Annotated in this window: 15 protein-coding genes; 5 read left to right on the top strand and 10 right to left on the bottom strand. The window is 55.7% G+C overall.

The window, feature by feature from the left end:
* Nucleotides 1-121: 121 nt before the first annotated feature.
* From ACFIO0_RS04255 to ACFIO0_RS04235, 5 genes are all read right to left on the bottom strand, one after another.
* On the bottom strand, nucleotides 122-691 hold the full coding sequence (locus ACFIO0_RS04255) for a sarcosine oxidase subunit gamma family protein (protein ID WP_390913906.1): 570 nt from the start codon (nucleotides 689-691) through the stop codon (nucleotides 122-124).
* Nucleotides 684-3,698, bottom strand: coding sequence for a sarcosine oxidase subunit alpha family protein (locus tag ACFIO0_RS04250; RefSeq protein WP_390913904.1), 3,015 nt, complete (start codon nucleotides 3,696-3,698; stop codon nucleotides 684-686). The genes ACFIO0_RS04255 and ACFIO0_RS04250 overlap by 8 nt, the downstream gene beginning before the upstream one ends.
* A gap of 58 nt (nucleotides 3,699-3,756) precedes the next feature.
* Nucleotides 3,757-4,086, bottom strand: coding sequence for a sarcosine oxidase subunit delta (locus ACFIO0_RS04245; protein ID WP_390913902.1), 330 nt, complete (start codon nucleotides 4,084-4,086; stop codon nucleotides 3,757-3,759).
* Nucleotides 4,087-4,173: 87 nt separating this feature from the next.
* The gene (locus ACFIO0_RS04240) at nucleotides 4,174-4,404 is read right to left on the bottom strand and encodes a hypothetical protein (protein WP_390913900.1); all 231 of its coding nucleotides are present in this window, start codon (nucleotides 4,402-4,404) and stop codon (nucleotides 4,174-4,176) included.
* Nucleotides 4,405-4,663: 259 nt separating this feature from the next.
* Entirely contained in the window at nucleotides 4,664-5,908 is a 1,245-nt protein-coding gene (locus ACFIO0_RS04235) for a sarcosine oxidase subunit beta family protein (RefSeq protein ID WP_390913898.1), read from the bottom strand.
* Between the two features lie 294 nt (nucleotides 5,909-6,202).
* Between ACFIO0_RS04235 and ccmI the strand changes: the two genes are divergently transcribed.
* From ccmI to ACFIO0_RS04220, 3 genes are read left to right on the top strand one after another with little or no spacing between them, the layout of a single operon-like run.
* The gene (gene ccmI / locus ACFIO0_RS04230) at nucleotides 6,203-7,444 is read left to right on the top strand and encodes a c-type cytochrome biogenesis protein CcmI (protein WP_390913896.1); all 1,242 of its coding nucleotides are present in this window, start codon (nucleotides 6,203-6,205) and stop codon (nucleotides 7,442-7,444) included.
* Nucleotides 7,441-7,929: a Holliday junction resolvase RuvX gene (ruvX, locus tag ACFIO0_RS04225; RefSeq protein WP_390913894.1), complete on the top strand. Its 489-nt coding sequence runs from the start codon at nucleotides 7,441-7,443 to the stop codon at nucleotides 7,927-7,929. The genes ccmI and ruvX overlap by 4 nt, the downstream gene beginning before the upstream one ends.
* The gene (locus ACFIO0_RS04220; protein ID WP_390913892.1) at nucleotides 7,930-8,163 is read left to right on the top strand and encodes a DUF1289 domain-containing protein; all 234 of its coding nucleotides are present in this window, start codon (nucleotides 7,930-7,932) and stop codon (nucleotides 8,161-8,163) included.
* On the opposite strand, the gene ACFIO0_RS04215 is transcribed toward ACFIO0_RS04220, so the two are convergent.
* The 3 genes from ACFIO0_RS04215 to dusA are packed head-to-tail and all read right to left on the bottom strand — an operon-like array spanning nucleotide 8,160 to nucleotide 10,780.
* A complete protein-coding gene (locus tag ACFIO0_RS04215; protein ID WP_390913891.1) occupies nucleotides 8,160-8,912 on the bottom strand; it encodes a hypothetical protein in 753 nt (250 codons plus the stop codon). The two genes, ACFIO0_RS04220 and ACFIO0_RS04215, sit on opposite strands and share 4 nt — an antisense overlap.
* Entirely contained in the window at nucleotides 8,909-9,730 is an 822-nt protein-coding gene (locus ACFIO0_RS04210; RefSeq protein WP_390913889.1) for a TSUP family transporter, read from the bottom strand. Before ACFIO0_RS04210 ends, ACFIO0_RS04215 begins: the two co-directional genes overlap by 4 nt.
* A gap of 30 nt (nucleotides 9,731-9,760) precedes the next feature.
* Entirely contained in the window at nucleotides 9,761-10,780 is a 1,020-nt protein-coding gene (gene dusA, locus ACFIO0_RS04205; protein ID WP_390913887.1) for a tRNA dihydrouridine(20/20a) synthase DusA, read from the bottom strand.
* Between the two features lie 111 nt (nucleotides 10,781-10,891).
* On the opposite strand from dusA, the gene ACFIO0_RS04200 reads away from it, so the two are divergent.
* A complete protein-coding gene (locus tag ACFIO0_RS04200; RefSeq protein ID WP_390913885.1) occupies nucleotides 10,892-12,052 on the top strand; it encodes a tyrosine-type recombinase/integrase in 1,161 nt (386 codons plus the stop codon).
* 152 nt (nucleotides 12,053-12,204) lie between these two features.
* Here the strand turns inward: ACFIO0_RS04200 and ACFIO0_RS04195 are convergent, their stop codons facing one another.
* The gene (locus tag ACFIO0_RS04195) at nucleotides 12,205-13,827 is read right to left on the bottom strand and encodes an exonuclease domain-containing protein (protein WP_390913883.1); all 1,623 of its coding nucleotides are present in this window, start codon (nucleotides 13,825-13,827) and stop codon (nucleotides 12,205-12,207) included.
* 67 nt (nucleotides 13,828-13,894) lie between these two features.
* Nucleotides 13,895-14,803: an ATP-binding protein gene (locus ACFIO0_RS04190; protein WP_390913881.1), complete on the bottom strand. Its 909-nt coding sequence runs from the start codon at nucleotides 14,801-14,803 to the stop codon at nucleotides 13,895-13,897.
* A gap of 109 nt (nucleotides 14,804-14,912) precedes the next feature.
* On the opposite strand from ACFIO0_RS04190, the gene ACFIO0_RS04185 reads away from it, so the two are divergent.
* Nucleotides 14,913-16,264, top strand: a protein-coding gene (locus ACFIO0_RS04185) for an IS3 family transposase (RefSeq protein ID WP_390910864.1) whose coding sequence is annotated in 2 segments (ribosomal slippage) — nucleotides 14,913-15,249 and nucleotides 15,249-16,264 — 1,353 coding nt in all. Because the reading frame shifts where the segments join, the coding sequence is not laid out codon by codon here.
* Nucleotides 16,265-16,558: the final 294 nt, after the last annotated feature.

Here is a 16,558-nt window from a genome sequence, read left to right as displayed (position 1 = left end):
CCTAATTCGGGAAAAATTAGATCGCATAGGTTGAAAACGCAACGGCAAATTGACGCCAATTAGCGACACAGCCAATTAACTGTACCTTATCGCGTTCGGGCACAAACGGGTGGTCCTTAAATCAAAGGAAACCGACTTCACTGCCCGGTTGCGCCGCTATTTTCAGAACCTCGAATACGTAGTCCGCGACGGATCGAAAGCACACGATCTGAAAGGTTTCAGCGTCGGTCATCCAGAATGCAGCGGCCACTTGGGCCATGCGGGTACGGCGGAACATGCCCGGCTCAAAGCTGCCCTTGGCAAGGTCCACAGGCACCAGTTTCGCCATCGCATCGCGGGCATTTGGCCCTGACACAGTGAACGACGCGCGCGCGTCTGATACGTCGACAGCCAGGGCATGCGTCTTGGCCAGCGCTTTTGTCATGGTCGCAAGGTTTGCCGCAACGTCGCCGTAGGGGCATAGGATCAACAGCTCGTCCGTGCTCATCCACGTGATGCCGCTGTCGCCGTTCATGTTCGCCTGACCTTGGCCCGGCATGTCGACGCCAGCCGCCGTTGTTGCTGCTTTTTTGATCGCGGCTTTGCTCAGGTCGCCACGCAGGGTGATCATGCCTTGCAGCGGCACTTCGGTGATCGTGGCAATGCCATTTGCATCGGATGCGCCGTTCAGCGCGGTCACAAGATTAGACATTCGGCTTCTCCCCTTCGGGGTCATAGAAAATCGGCGACACAATTTTGGCCTCATAGTTTTTGCCGTCGGTGCCAGGAAAGGTGATGACCTCGCCCATGCGATCCGGACCGTGCAAAACCAGACCCATGGCAATGCCCTTGTTCAGATTTGGCGAATGATACGAAGACGTGACCCGCCCGATCATGTTGCGCTGACCATTGGCGTTGGTGCCCTCGCCCACAGCATACGCGCCGTCCGGCAGGGTCGATCCGTCGACCGTTTCAAGGCCAACCAGCTTCCAACGTTCGCTTGATGCCATGTGCTCGCGCTCTTGTGCGCGCTTGCCAAGGTAGTCTTCTTTTTTCTTCGAGATCGCCCAGCCTAGGCCCAGATCCTGCGGAATCACGGTGCCATCGGTTTCATCCCCGATCATGATGAAGCCTTTTTCGGCGCGCAGAATGTGCAGACATTCCGTGCCATACGGCATCGCACCCAAATCAGCGCCCACAGCCATCAAGGCATCCCAGAACGCTTGGCCCTGTGATGCAGGGACCGCAATTTCGTAAGACAATTCGCCCGAGAACGAGATGCGATAGGCGCGCACGTCAAAGCCGCCCAGCGTGCCGTCTGCCCACTCCATAAAGCCTAAGCTTTCAGCGCTCACATCCATACCGCCAAGACGTTCCAACGCGGTGCGGGCATTCGGGCCAACAACCGCAACTTGGGCGTATTGCTCGGTGACGTTGGCGACGTAAACGTCCCAATCCCACCATTCAGTTTGCAACCATTCTTCCATGTGGCCGTGAATGGTTTCGGCACCGCCCGTGGTCGTGTGGCACAGGAATGTGTCGTCATCGATGCGCGCCACAACGCCGTCATCGCTGAGGAAACCGTTTTCGTTGCACATCAAACCGTAGCGGCATTTGCCGACCTTCAGCGTGCTCATCATGTTGGTGTAGAGCATGTCGAGGAACTTGCCCGCGTCAGCGCCTTTGACGATCAGCTTGCCAAGGGTGGATGCATCAAGGATTCCAAGAGCTTCGCGCGTGTTCTTCGTCTCACGCATCACCGCGTCATGCACGGTTTCAGCGTCCCGCACATAGGCATACGGGCGACGCCACTGGCCAACTGGTTCCCAGTCAGCGCCGTTTTCATCGTGCCAATCGTACATCGGCGTGCGGCGCACGGGCTGGAACACGTGGCCCCGCGCTTCACCACCGATCGAACCCATCGAGATAGGCGTGTACGGCGGGCGAAACGTGGTGGTTCCGGTCTGCGGAATGGGTTGATTCAAAGCATCAGAAAGGATCGCGAGACCGTTGATATTGCTGAGTTTGCCCTGATCCGTCGCCATACCCAAAGTCGTGTAACGCTTGGCGTGCTCGACAGATTCAAAGCCCTCTTGGGCGGCCAATTGCACATCGCTGACTTTGACGTCGTTCTGATAGTCCAGCCAGGTTTTGGAACGCAGTTTGTAACCGGCACCTTGCGGCATCAGCCAGACCGGCATCATTGCGGCCTCTGCCACGGTGACGGCCGACGGGGCTTGCTCGGTTTTGGGTTTAAATCCCATCGCCGTTGCCGCAGCTTTGCCCGCCGCATCTGCGTCAGTCATGATTTCGGCCAGACCCATTTCGCCGTTTGCGCTGCCTGCGCAGGTCACAAAGGCTTGGCCCTTGTCGCCAGTTGGTGCACGGGTTGGATCAGGGCGGAAGTGCGCCTGCGCGTCATCCCACGTCAGTTTGCCACCGCAGTGTGACCACAGATGCACAACCGGCGACCAGCCACCGGACATGGCAACCACATCGCAGGTGATTTCCTCGAGCACCGATCCCTCGCCCGCTTGGGAACACACAGACACGCCGGTGACCCGTTTGCCACCCTGCACCGATGAAATCGCGTGGCCCATGAGGACACGAATACCCAAAGCTTTGGCTTGAGCGACCAGAGCAGAATCTGTCGCCAGAACCCGAGCATCCAAGATCACAGGCACGTCGAGGCCTGCGTGTTTCAGCGTGATTGCGGTGCGGTATGCGTCGTCATTGTTGGTCACAACCACGGTGCGATCCCCGACGGATACCCCGTAGTTCACGGCATAATCACGCACCGCGCCCGCCAGCATGACGCCGGGAATATCGTTGCCCGCAAAGGACAACGGACGTTCAATCGCACCCGTTGCCGTCACGATGTGTCCGGCGCGAATGCGCCACAAACGGTGGCGCGGGCCTGCAAGGTCAGGCGCGTGGTCGGTCAGGCGTTCGTAACCCAGAACGTAGCCGTGGTCATACACACCAGAGCCCATCGTGCGGGTGCGGATGGTGACGTTTTCCATCGCCGCAAGCTCTGCTGTGATGGTTGTGATGAATTCATCGGCAGATTGGTCGTTGATCTGACCACCATCCACAGGTGCGCGGCCACCAAGGTGGGCATTTTGTTCCAGCAGCAATACTTTGGCACCCGAGGATGCGGCGGATTTGGCGGCTTGCAGACCTGCAACCCCTGCCCCAATCACCAGCACATCGCAAAACGCGTAAAAGTGTTCGTAAGTGTCTGCATCCAGATCTTTGGGCGCTTTGCCAAGACCCGCTGCCGCGCGGATGATCGGTTCATACACGTGCTTCCACAAGGGGCGCGGATGGATGAACATTTTGTAGTAAAAACCAGCAGGCATAAAGCGCGAGAGTTTCGCATTTACCGCACCCACGTCGAATTCAAGGCTAGGCCAATGGTTCTGGCTTTCGGCGGTTAAACCATCGAACAGCTCGGTTGTGGTGACGCGCTGGTTTGGTTCAAATTTGCCGCCCTGCCCCATGTTTACAAGGCCGTTTGGCTCTTCAGCACCTGAGGCCACCAACCCGCGCGGGCGGTGGTATTTGAACGAGCGACCAATCAACATTTGATCGTTGGCAAGCAAGGCCGAGGCAAGCGTGTCGCCCTCAAAGCCTTTCATTGCGGTTTTGTTAAAGTTGAACGCGACCGCGCGGGCTTTGTTCAGCAGGCGGCCGCCTGTGGCGAGACGTGTGCTCATGTGATCGGCCCTTTGGTGGCGGTGACAGTGTGGATTTGAGTATTTTGGATCAGAACAATCATGAGAAGCGCCCCCATGACCAGCCGGGGCGTTTGGAGCTGATTTTTGCGCAAAGGTCGGCCGGTGGTTCATAGGTTTGGGCGAGGTATGTGCCGAAGACCTCAAGCGTCATGGTGCAGCGCGCCGCGTGGAACCATTTTCCGCAACCGTTGTTGTGACGCCAGCGTTCAAAGTGTACGCCTTTGGGGTTTTCGCGCATGAACAGGTAGTTCTCGAAATCCGCATTGTCGGAGCCGGGGCCAAAGCGTTTCAGGTGCGCTTCGCCGCCTGCGTGGAATTCGGTTTCTTCGGCAGTAACACCGCAGCAAGGGCAAGTAAGGATCAGCATGGGGCCGCTCCGATCAGAGGTGAGAACGCACAAAAGGCGGACGCCGAGGGGCGCCCGCCTGATGCGGTTGGAATGTTGTGATTTACGTTATTCGACGGCAGCCGGGTTCGATTCAACCGGTGCAGCTGGGGTGATGACACCGTCAGCGCCCAGTTCGGCACCTGTTGCGCCACTTTCGAGACTGCCTTCTGGTACAGTTGATGCACCCAGATAAGCGAGCGCAAAGATAAATGCGACAAGCACGGCAACAGCGATAAGCAGCCCGCGCCCGGTGATCCCTTGGCCACGGTGAATGTTTGGGTTTGTGTAGTCAGACATTGGAAGCCCTCCTTTTCCAGAGACCCCACAAAATCAGATTTCAACGGCAATTCAACATAGGCGGGAACCCCCGCTGCTTCTGTGCGAGTGCCAGCCGGAATGACGTTGCGCGATGCGCTGAAAATGGCCGAAGCCACCTGTTGCAAGGCGCTTTTCTCGTCAAAATCGCCAGTTTTGCTATTCGCGCGCAGCCTGCGTCCTGCATCAATGGCGGTCGCAGCATGGCCGTTCGCTAGTCTGATAGCACGTGTGGCAGGCATCAGTGCGCCACCCCTGCAGCCACGGATTCATCGATGAACCGACCCTCGATGTAGCGTTCCATCCCGAAGGCATCTGTCAAAGGCGAGTGCCCTTTTGCCATCAATTCCGCCATGGCCCAGCCAGAGCCGGGGATCGCCTTGAACCCGCCTGTGCCCCAACCGCAGTTGATGAACACGCCGTCCACGGGCGTTTTGGACAGCATCGGGGATCGATCCCCTGTGACGTCCACGATCCCGCCCCATTGGCGCAGCATTTTCAAGCGTGACAGCATCGGGAATGTCTCGTTCAAAGCGCGCACGGTTTCCTCGACGTGGTGGAATGATCCGCGCTGGGTGTAGTTGTTGTAGCCGTCTGTACCGCCGCCAATGACCATCTCGCCTTTGTCCGATTGCGACAAGTAGCCGTGCACGGTGTTGGCCATGATGACCACATCCATCGCCGGTTTGATCGGCTCTGACACCAGCGCTTGCAAGGCCACGGATTCCAGCGGCAGACGAAAGCCCGCCATTTGCGCAAGATCACCAGAATGGCCCGCGACCACGATGCCCAGTTTATCGCAATCGATCGCGCCTTTGGTCGTGTCAACGCCAACGACTTTGCCACCTTCACGACGGATCGCGGTGACTTCGCATTTCTGGATCACGTCCATGCCCATATCCGAACAGGCGCGCGCATAACCCCATGCCACCGCATCGTGGCGCGCTGTGCCACCGCGGGCTTGCCACAAGCCACCCAAAACCGGATAGCGCGGGCCATCCAGATTGATGATCGGGCAAAGCTCTTTGACTTTGGCGGGTGAAATCCATTCCGTCTGCACGCCTTGCAATGCGTTGGCGTGGGCCGTGCGCTGATAGCCGCGAATTTCGTGCTGGGTTTGGGCCAGCATGATCACCCCACGCGGGGAAAACATGACGTTGTAGTTCAAGTCCTGGGACATGGTTTCGTACAGCGAGCGTGATTTTTCATACAAGGCTGCGGACGGATCTTGCAAATAGTTCGACCGGATAATCGTGGTGTTACGGCCGGTGTTGCCGCCACCAAGCCAACCTTTTTCAATGATCGCCACATTGGTGATGCCGAAATTCTTGCCCAGATAATAGGCCGTCGCAAGGCCATGCCCACCAGCCCCGATGATGATCACATCGTATTTGGATTTCGGCTCTGGCGCGCGCCACGCCCGTTCCCAACCGGAATGATAACGTGTCGCTTCTCGGGCGATGGCAAAGGCGGAATAACGTTTCATAAGCAGGGCTTTCAGCAGAGACGACGAAAAAACTGCGCGTACATCGACGTCGCGAATTCGAGATTCGCGCAGGCTCGCGCACCTTGGCCTTGTTCTGCGCTACATGCAAAAAAAGAGGATACCGCGCGCGGCATTTTTTCCCGTATTTGCGACATATATCTGGCTGGAACGCGCGTTATCTATCAACACAAGGGGTCACATGGGCGTGCATTGCACCCGCCTGCGCCCAATTGCCCCTTTTTCTATGACGCATTGGCGGTTACATCTGCATCACGATTTTCAACGGGAGTCCGCATGGCGTTCTGGATCATTACCTTGGGTTTGGCGCTTGCGATTGCAGGCCTTTTCGCGCTGGCGTTGCTGCGTGCGCCTCGATTTGCAACAACGGCGGCGGATTATGATTTGCGGGTCTACCGCGATCAACTCAGCGAAGTTGAACGTGATCTTGCGCGCGGTGTGCTCAGTGCCGCAGACGCCCAGCGGGTCCGCACCGAAGTGTCCCGCCGCATTCTGGCCGCAGACGCGATGGCAGACGCTGACAGCACATCCGGTGGTGCCCCGAAAATTATGGCCGCAGTGGTTGGCATTGTTCTGGTTGCAGGCAGTTTTGGCCTGTATCGCGGGATCGGCGACACTTACGGTTTGGGTGCACCGGGTTACGGCGATTTGGCCCTTGCTGACCGGATCGCAAGCGCTCAAGAACGCCGAAGCACTCGCCCCGACCAGACACAGGCTGAACAAAGCCTGCCACCAGCGACACCGCTCGAAGGTTTGGACGAAAACTATGTCGCACTGGTCGACAAATTGCGCAGCACGGTCGCCTTGCGACCCGACGATGTGCAGGGCCACATTTTGTTGGCGCAAAACGAATCCAACCTTGGGAATTTCGCCGCCGCGCACAAGGCACAGCGCGCCGCCATTGATCTCAAAGGCGCATCCGCCACGGTCGCTGACCTGACGGATTACGCTGACATGTTGATCTTGGCTGCTGGTGGGTATGTTTCCCCTCAGGCGGAAAACGTGTTGCGCACAATTCTGGCCCGTGATCCCGGGAACGGTCCTGCGCGCTACTACATGGGGTTGATGATGTCCCAGACCGGCCGTCCGGATGTTGCGTTTCGCGTTTGGGATCAAATGCTTAGGGCTGGCCCGCCCGATGCCCCTTGGATTGCGCCGGTTTTGGCACAGATCCCGGATGCCGCCGCCCGTGCAGGCATAAACTATCAAATCCCGACGATCGGAAATGGCGCGGCCCTGCGCGGTCCATCGTCGGACGATATCGAGGCCGCAGGCGACATGTCCGGTGCCGAGCGGATTGAAATGATCGAAGGTATGGTGTCTGGCCTGTCTGATCGTCTTGCCACCCAAGGTGGTCCCCCCGAGGAATGGGCGCAGTTGATCGGGGCGCTTGGTGTTTTGGGACGGCGCGATCAGGCGGCGGCGATCTATGCCAACGCCATGCAGGTGTTTGCCGAAAACCCCACTGCCATCGATCTGATCACCCGCGCAGGACAACGCGCAGGGGTGGCCGAATGATCCTTGATGACGTGCATGAATTTCACGCAGCGCTGCCCCCCATGCGCGCCCTGATCGGGCTGGATTTGGGAACAGTGACCATCGGCCTGGCCGTGTCAGACCCGTTTCACAGCATCGCGACGCCTTTGGAAACCATCAAGCGCAAGAAATTCGGGCTGGATGCCGCCCGTCTGCTAGAGGTCATGACCCATCGCAATGTCGGCGGGCTGGTTCTGGGATTGCCACGCAATATGGACGGATCAGAGGGGCCGCGCGCGCAATCTACCCGCGCCTTCGCCCGCAATCTGGAAAAGCTCTGGGCTGACAAAAATACCGACATGCCAATTACCTTTTGGGACGAACGCCTTAGCACCGTTGCCGCCGAACGCGCCCTGCTCGAGGCGGATACGTCGCGAAAGCGTCGCGCAGAGGTCATTGATCACGTCGCCGCAGGGTATATCTTGCAAGGTATGTTGGACCGCTTGGCGGTATTGAGGAACGCGTAGATGACTGATGCACCCGTGTGGCGGCGCGCCGAAATCCAAAGCCCCTGTGTGCAGGTTTGCGTGGTGCATCCTGAAACGCGGCTTTGTGTCGGCTGTTCGCGGTCCATCGACGAAATCGGGCGCTGGTCCAAGATGCATGCAGATGAGCGGGCCGAAATTATGGCAGAGCTGCCAACTCGTGACCCATCGCCCAAAACCCGCCGTGGTGGGCGGATGGCCCGGCTAAAGCGCTAAGGGTCCGCCGCAAGCCATTGATCTTGCTGGGACACTTCGGGCCTGAAGAATGCGATCATGCGCCCCTCTGCTGGCAGTGGACCAAAATCCGCATCCCAGACATCCGTTCCATGCAGCGCAAAACGGTGCAGCAGAAATGACTCACCCGGTTTTGCGTTTAACGGGATCATCTCGCAGCGATCAAACACGTCGCGCCGCGCCGCTTGGTAGATGTCGGTGACGTCGACCTGCGTCGGGTTGTCCGCACCAATTGCCTTGGCCAAGGCTGCCTGCATGATCAGATGACTGCCTTTCCACACCACGGTCGGCGCAGTCGCGACATCGTTCAACGGCAGCCCCAGAATATAGGCGTGCAGTTCTTGGGGATAGCGCCTACGTGCAGCACCGACCGGCAGCAACCCGTCTACATGTGCCGCCTTGCGACTGATCCGGTAGCGGTGGTTGGCATCGCTTTCGTCTGCGTCTTGCTGCGGATAGCCGTTGTAGACAACCGACACTTGCGCTGGGTGCAACGGCAATTTTGGCACATGGCTCTGCCATGGTCCAACAAGCGGTACATCAACGATGGATCCGTCTGGTCCATTGTTCAGCGTATCGACCCCCACAAACCACGTGTTTGCATGGCGCATTTGCGCAGCTTTTGTGACCGGATCAGACAGGATTTCTGACGTCCTGGCATGGGCCGCCGCAGCCCAAGTCGCGACATCCCCATCAAACCCGAACGTCACAAACCCGTCGGCGTGCATCATCCCATCAACGCCTTGCGCAGCATGTTCAGCGCCACCAGCACCAAGAACATCCCGAACGCGCGCTTCAGCGGCTTCGGGTCCATCGCATGCGCTAGTTTCACCCCCCAAGGGGCCGTGATCAGCGTCATGGCGATAATGATCCCGAAGGCGATCAGATTGACGGCACCGATGGTGAACGGCGGCACCGCCATCGTCATATCTACCATCAGGAAACCGATGACCGCAGGCACGGCAATCACCACTCCAAACCCCGCAGCAGTGGCCACGGCGCGGTGGATCGCTGTGTTGAACAGCGTCATTGTCGGCACCCCGAAACTGCCGCCACCAATGCCCATCAACACCGACATGAACCCCAACAGCGGCGACAAGATCAGGCGCAGCGGGCCTGATGGCATCGCCTGCGCGACGCGCCATTCCGAACGCCCAAAGCTCATGTACAGCCCGACGATGAGGGCCAGAATACCAAAGATCGCCTGCAACGTTGCGGATCGCAGTTGCGCCACAACCAGCATGCCAAGGATCGCGCCCGCGATGATGCCCGGAGCCCACGTGCGCAGGATCCCCCAATCAACGGCACCCTTTTTGTTGTGGCTATGAACCGAGCGCACAGAGGTCACAATAATTGTCGCCAAAGATGTTGCCAGACACATCTGCATCAGCTGTGGGCCGTCATAGCCAAGCGTTTGAAATGCATAAAAGAAGGCTGGCACCAGAACGATGCCACCGCCGACCCCCAACAGACCGGCAAGCACGCCTGCAAAGGCCCCGATCACCAGCAAAAGCACCAGCATTTGGGTCAGCAACATCGGGTCATTCATTTGGGACATCCTTGGCTATTGCCAGAATTGCTACACCGCTTCGCCCTGCTGTGCCAGTGCCGTCACTTGATCCATTGCCGCCAACAGCAGTTCGGGCCCAGCGCCCGGTTTCGTCGCGTTTTCAGATAGCGTCCGGCGCCACGCACGCGCACCGGGGCGCCCTGCAAACAGGCCCATCATGTGGCGCGTGACTTGGTTTAGGCGACCACCCGCAGACATGTGCGCCTCGATGTAGGGCAGCATCGCATGCACGGCTTGTTCAGCCGTTGTGACCTCGCCCACGCCAAAAATCATCGGGTCAGCAGCACTTAGAATGTCGCAAGGTTGATGATAGGCTGCGCGCCCGATCATGACCCCGTCAAGCCCCGCATCCAGAAACCCGCGCGCCTGTTCCAGCGTGTCGATGCCACCGTTGATCGAGATGTGAAGGTTCGGAAACAGCCCCTTCATCGACTGCACCAGTTCGTAATCCAGCGGTGGAATATCGCGGTTTTCCTTCGGGCTTAGCCCCTTGAGCCATGCCTTGCGCGCGTGGATTGTGACCCGCTCGCACCCTGCCCCAACAATGCGGGCAAGAAATTCTGGCAGCACCTCGGATGGGTCTTGATCATCGACGCCAATCCGACATTTCACAGTAATTTCAACGTCTACCGCGTCACACATCGCTTTGACGCAATCCGCAACGACCGCAGGCGAACGCATGAGCACCGCACCAAACGTGCCCGATTGAACCCGATCTGACGGGCAGCCGACGTTCAAGTTGATCTCGTCATATCCCGCCTGCGCGCCCAATCGCGCGGCCTGCGCCAATTCAACCGGATCAGAACCGCCCAACTGCAACGCCACAGGATGTTCGGCAACATCGTGATCCAACAAATGCAATGCGCCCCCACGCACCAACGCCGGCGACGTGACCATTTCAGTGTACAATAACGCCTGACCAGACAGCAGCCGATGCAAGTAGCGGCAATGCCTGTCGGTCCAATCCATCATCGGAGCCACGGATAATCTGCTACTTACGCCAATCTGCGATTTTACCGCCTTTTCCAATACTTAGCTCCGATTTTTCAAGTTTGTCTATGTTCGATATCTTGCCATTTAGGCCCATTATCTGCTACATTTACAACACGTGTTGTAAAATGAAAGGCCATGTTGTAAATCATGGGAACCATCATAAAGCGTCGTCGCAAGAATGGCACCATAGCTTGGCTCGCTCAAATCTCAGTGATGCGGCAAGGTAAAGTCTTACTACGCGAAAGTCAGACATTCGAGCGCAGATCAACCGCTGCGGCGTGGATTGAAAACCGCGAAGAAAGCCTGGCACGGCCCGGTGCCCTTGATGCGCTCAAATCTCAACCAAAAAGCAAGAAGACACCGACTTTGGCCGATGCCATCGACAGGTATGTAGGCGAAAGCAACAAGCAGATCGGCCGGACCAAGACCCAGGTTCTGAAGAGCATCAAGACGTTTGATATCGCGGACCAACACTGTGACACGATAACCAGCGCCGATATCGTCGAATTCGCGCGAGAAAAGCTCAACAGCGGTGTTCAGCCTCAAACAGTCTCCAACTACCTTTCCCATCTCGGTGCAGTGTTCTCCATCGCCAGACCCGCCTGGGGCTTTCCACTAAGCGCGCAGGCTATGGAAGACGCCCGGAAAGTGGCTGACAAACTGGGTATCACCGGCAAGAGCCGAGAACGAAATCGGCGTCCCACGCTCGATGAACTAGATCGACTCATGCAGCACTTTTTGGACCGCTCCCGACGTCGCCCCACGTCCATCCCCATGCATAGGATTATCGCCTTTGCCATCTTTTCCACCCGACGTCAGGAAGAGATCGTCCGCATTCGCTGGAAAGATCTCGACGTGGAAGGCAAACGTATATTGGTCCGGGACATGAAGAACCCCGGCGAAAAAATCGGCAACGATGTCTGGTGTGACCTGCAGGAACAGGCTCTGGCGATCATCGAGGCCATGCCATTAATAGAAGACGAGATATTCCCCTACTCGACTGATGCTATCAGCGCTGCATTCACGCGAGCTTGCAAGTTCTTGGAAATAAAGGGACTTCACTTTCACGATCTGCGGCATGACGGTGTTTCACGCCTGTTCGAGCTCGGCCTCAATATTCCGTACGTTGCCGCCAACTCAGGCCACCGGTCGTGGACTTCGCTGAAGCGCTATACGCACTTGCGTCAAACTGGCGACAAATACGCGGATTGGACCTGGTTGGCCGAAGTCACGAAGCGGGACAAAGCACTTAAATTGGTCCGGAATGGCCAATTCCCTCGGAAACGCCGCTCAGACAGAGGCGTTTAGCTGAGCTCAAGATGTTCAGCGCAAGTTACCGAGTTGGGGTAAATTCCCATAAAACATATTGAACCTTATGCGATAAGTCAGTTGTAGCCACGGCACATTCTATTCTGTCAGTTATTGCAATCGAGGCAAATCCCGGCCCCTGAAAACAAAACTTAGCCGATTGCGATCAGCTTGAGAAATTCAGTTTCTCCTAGGATCTTGATTTCATGGCCTTCACGTTGCAGTTCTTCCGCACGTCGGTGTTTGCTGCTTTTGTTGTGACCAACCAACGTCGACAAGTCTTGGTCACCAACGATCAAAAGCGTTACCTTCTTGGAAACACCGGTTTTTACGGTGACCCCCGCTCCGGCAGCGAACGTCGCAGCCTCAACGCGAGACATGGCCAATTGCCCAGTAAAACAAGCAACATGTCCGTAAAGTGCGCCATTCTGATTTCCCAAAATGGTAACCGACGTTTGGTACTTCTGCTTTTTGGACTTCGCCAATTCCGAGAAATCCTTGCCGGTAGCCGCCTCCGCCAGAAGCACAACTTCTGCAGCAGCACGGGCATCTTCTTCAGCGTCGTGATGCTCAAAATCTAAGTCCAAATGGACCTTAAGATTGGCCAAGCCATGACCACCGTTGCTTTTCAGTTCCGGCCAAGCTTTCCGCGCAATCTGAACGCTATCGACCCAATTGGCTCTCAATTCTGGAACACCATAATATTTGCTAGCTGCATTGAATGCCTGCTTGTCAAAATTACTGTGTTGCACAAGGACATGGCGTTCAAGCAACGGTCGCAACATTTGAAGAATATCTTCAAAAGTGGATGCGTCTTTTACTGTTGCTTCATCAATGCCGTGTAGATCGACGTTAAAAGTTTCGAAGCCTTGTTCAGGGTCGATCAAAATGCTGAGCGTCTCGATATCCCCGCTTGCGGGCACCATTGCCAATCCAACTTGGCAAATGCTGCTGTGTTGTCGATTTGCAGTTTCCACATCCACGGCTACAAATCGATAGGTCCGGTTCAAAATAGACTGAGGGTTAAGCGAATTTCTTCTTTTGGACATCGTGGTAGTTGGCGAGCGCGCAATTACTTCTTTTGGGACGGTTTGGATCGAACTGGATGAATGCTCAGCCATGTGGAGCGCATAAGTCTTACCGCTCTCGATCCGCGATATCTCCCCAGCTTTCTCTAGCCAAGAAATCAGGTTGCTAACATAGCGACCATCTTCCTCGCCGAGTTCCGCTTTCATTTTGTTCTGCAACACACCTGGCTTCGACGTGACGAGTTGCCGAATGCGTTCAAAAGTATCGATAGATTTGAGATGCTTAATCGCATCGGATCGATACTCAACTAGGTGGTCAAATTCGAACACGAGGTCGCGAACACTTTCAAGCCCTATGATGTCTCCTGTTATGGCCATCATAGTACCACCCTGCTGCAAAGCAGGAATGCGGAGCTTCAGACGTTCCCCATCTCCTCGGGGGTCGCTCAACCAATCCTGAAGAGGTGCGATACTTTTATGGGCAGCCTCCGCAGCCTCTAAGTATTTCTTCTCTGAGATTGCGCTTTGAAGCTTCTCAAGTAGCTTGAAGTAATCGCCCCCAGGCATCTGTGCGGACATCAGTTCCAGCTTTTCTCTGCTTTCTCGCTCGATCTCTTCCCAGACCGCAGCATCAGAAGAAGGCGATAATTCGCTACCGACCTCCACCGGCTGCATTTCTGTCGCGTGGTTGTTCACGCTATCAGAAGCTTCTTTGCTCCCCAAAAACTTTTTGAAAAAACCAAACATCCTAAACTCCGAGATTGCATTCAACGATGAGCCAACTTTTCAATGCTGCCTCTAAAACGTACTAGCGTTAGCGCGGAACCTTTTGATTTCTCCAGGTTCCCAAGACACCTGCTACATCTAGCTCAACGGGTTCTTCGCTCCAAAACGCCGTGAATGATGCATCAGCGCTGTCAGGAGCCGGGTTAGGTCTGTCAACTTTAATGCGCGTGGGCATAATCATGGAATCGCCTATAAGGATGGCCTCGCCACGTCTCAAGGATGAGAACATCGATGTTATTCCTCTTATCGAGTCAGGCAGCAGATTGCGAACATATGATTGGTCGTCTGGATTCGAAATTCGTAAGCACAAGAAGCTTCCGCACTGCGATAAGATCGTGGACGACATCTCTCTCGGTCGCTGGCTTATTACAGTGAGACTAATCCCGTATTTTCGGCCCTCTTTGGCGATCCTTTCAGCGGATTCTCTTGGTGCTTGATTTGATGCTGAGTCACTCAGGTAGATGTGCGCTTCATCTGCAAAAATGGCGATTGGAAAGCGAGACCCTTTAAGGCGGCTATGCCAGTAAGAGAAGTCAAACAAGCATCTCAATGTTAAAGAAATTAAAGAACCTCTAACATCGAAAGGCACTGGGCTTAAGTCAAGAACGACTATCTTCTTCCGATTTGAGTTTTCCTCACCAAGAAGCTTGCGAAAAAGGTCATCCATGGACGCGCTGGTGTTATATGTCTGCGGCTTGAAAATAAGGTCATAACGTCGGTCGTTTAGCCTAGATTCCAGCCGCATCAGAAGGCGCGTAAACTGCCCATGTAGCGGCCCCGACTTTGGGCCTCGCTGGCCTGCAACCATTTCGATATCAAGACGCCTAAATTCGTCTATGATTTCCATGAGATCAAAATACACTGGTGTGTCGATAGTCACCTTTTCCAACCCAAGAGCGGCATTCTCAGGTTGGTTTTCCTTCGCAGCTTGTAACAATTCTTTGAATTTGGCGTTCTGGTTGTCTGACGTCAGCGCTTATGGGTCCAAATAGGTATATTTGATAAGAGAGAGTTGTTGGCTCATCGTAACCACTGAGGAGTGGGACATGAGACAGACAACTGGAACACGCAAAAGCCCTGGCGAGAAGATCGTCAAAGACATCAAGCGGGCCACGCGCAAGCATTATTCATCCGAAGAGAAGATCAGGATCGTCCTGGACGGTCTGCGTGGAGAAGACAGCATCGCCGAACTGTGCCGCCGTGAAGGCATATCACAGGGCATCTATTACAAATGGTCCAAGGACTTCATGGAGGCTGGCAAACGGCGGCTAGCTGGCGATACGGCACGTGCTGCAAACACAGATGAGGTTAAGGACCTGCGCCGCGAAGCCCGTGATCTGAAGGAAGTGGTGGCTGAACAGACGCTGGAACTGCGTCTTCTCAAAAAAAGCATGTTCGACGGTGGGGGCGACCCCGAATGAGATACCCTGCATCTGAGAAACTAGAGATCATCCGGTTGGTCGAAGAAAGCCACCTGTCAGCCCGCCTGACGCTCGCCAAGCTCGGTATCCCCCGCACCACATTCTACCGTTGGTATGATCGCTACCTCCAGCGTGGTGAGGCTGGGCTGCAGGACCAGTCTCCCAGGCCCAAGCACGTCTGGAACCGCATCCCTGACGACGTGCGTCGCAAGGTGGTCAAACTGGCGTTGAAGGAGACAGAGTTGTCACCGCGAGAACTGGCGGTGACGTTCACAGATACAGAAAGCTACTTTGTATCAGAGGCTTCAACGTATCGGATCTTGAAGGCGCACGATCTGATCACCAGTCCTGCCTTCATTGTGATCAAGGCCGCCAGTGAGTTCAAAGACAAAACGACGGCCATCAATCAGCTGTGGCAGACCGACTTCACCTATCTGAAGATCATCGGTTGGGGCTGGTTCTATCTCAGCACGATCCTGGACGACTACAGCCGTTACATCATCGCGTGGAAGCTTTGCACCAATATGCGGACCCGCGACGTCACTGACACGTTGGATCTGGCTTTAGCAGCGTCGGGATGTGACCAAGTTCATGTCGTCCACAAGCCGCGACTGCTCAGCGACAACGGCTCCAGCTACGTCTCGGGGGAACTGGCCGAATGGTTGCAGAATAAAGGTATGAAGCACTCGCGCGGTGCGCCGTATCATCCGCAAACCCAGGGCAAGATCGAGCGTTGGCATCAGACTTTGAAGAACCGCATCTTGCTGGAAAACTACTTCCTACCCGGTGATCTCGAAGCCCAGATTGAAGCCTTCGTCGATCACTACAATCATCGGCGCTTCCACGAGAGCCTGAGCAACGTCACACCGTCTGATGTCTACTTCGGACGGTACAAAGCCATTCTACAGCAACGAGAAAGGATCAAACATAAGACGCTCGAAACGCGACGCTTGCATCACAGACAACGCGCCGCATAATCAAACCAACCAGATGAGCCAAACTCTGTCTTAGCTTAAGCTGCCATTGGTTCCAAAAACCCTGACGACGGACAGGCGCAAACGCTCGTGGACTGGGTCACTATCACACGATCTATCGCAACCCCACCAAAGAATACGGTCGTCATCGATGATCGATCTTATGACAAATAAAAACAAACACTTAGGGTCACATAATGTTTTATGAACCGTCGGAACCTCCTTCAAATAGCATGTCGGAATTCGTAATTAATGGGACTGAATTAATGAGACTCAACATCCCCACTTTTCAATGAC

Origin of the sequence: Pseudosulfitobacter sp. SM2401, from assembly GCF_042932805.1 — a bacterium.
In the GTDB taxonomy this organism is placed as follows: domain Bacteria; phylum Pseudomonadota; class Alphaproteobacteria; order Rhodobacterales; family Rhodobacteraceae; genus Ascidiaceihabitans.
Note: the sequence above shows the minus strand (reverse complement) of the source record. Positions and strands in the feature narration are given on the sequence as shown.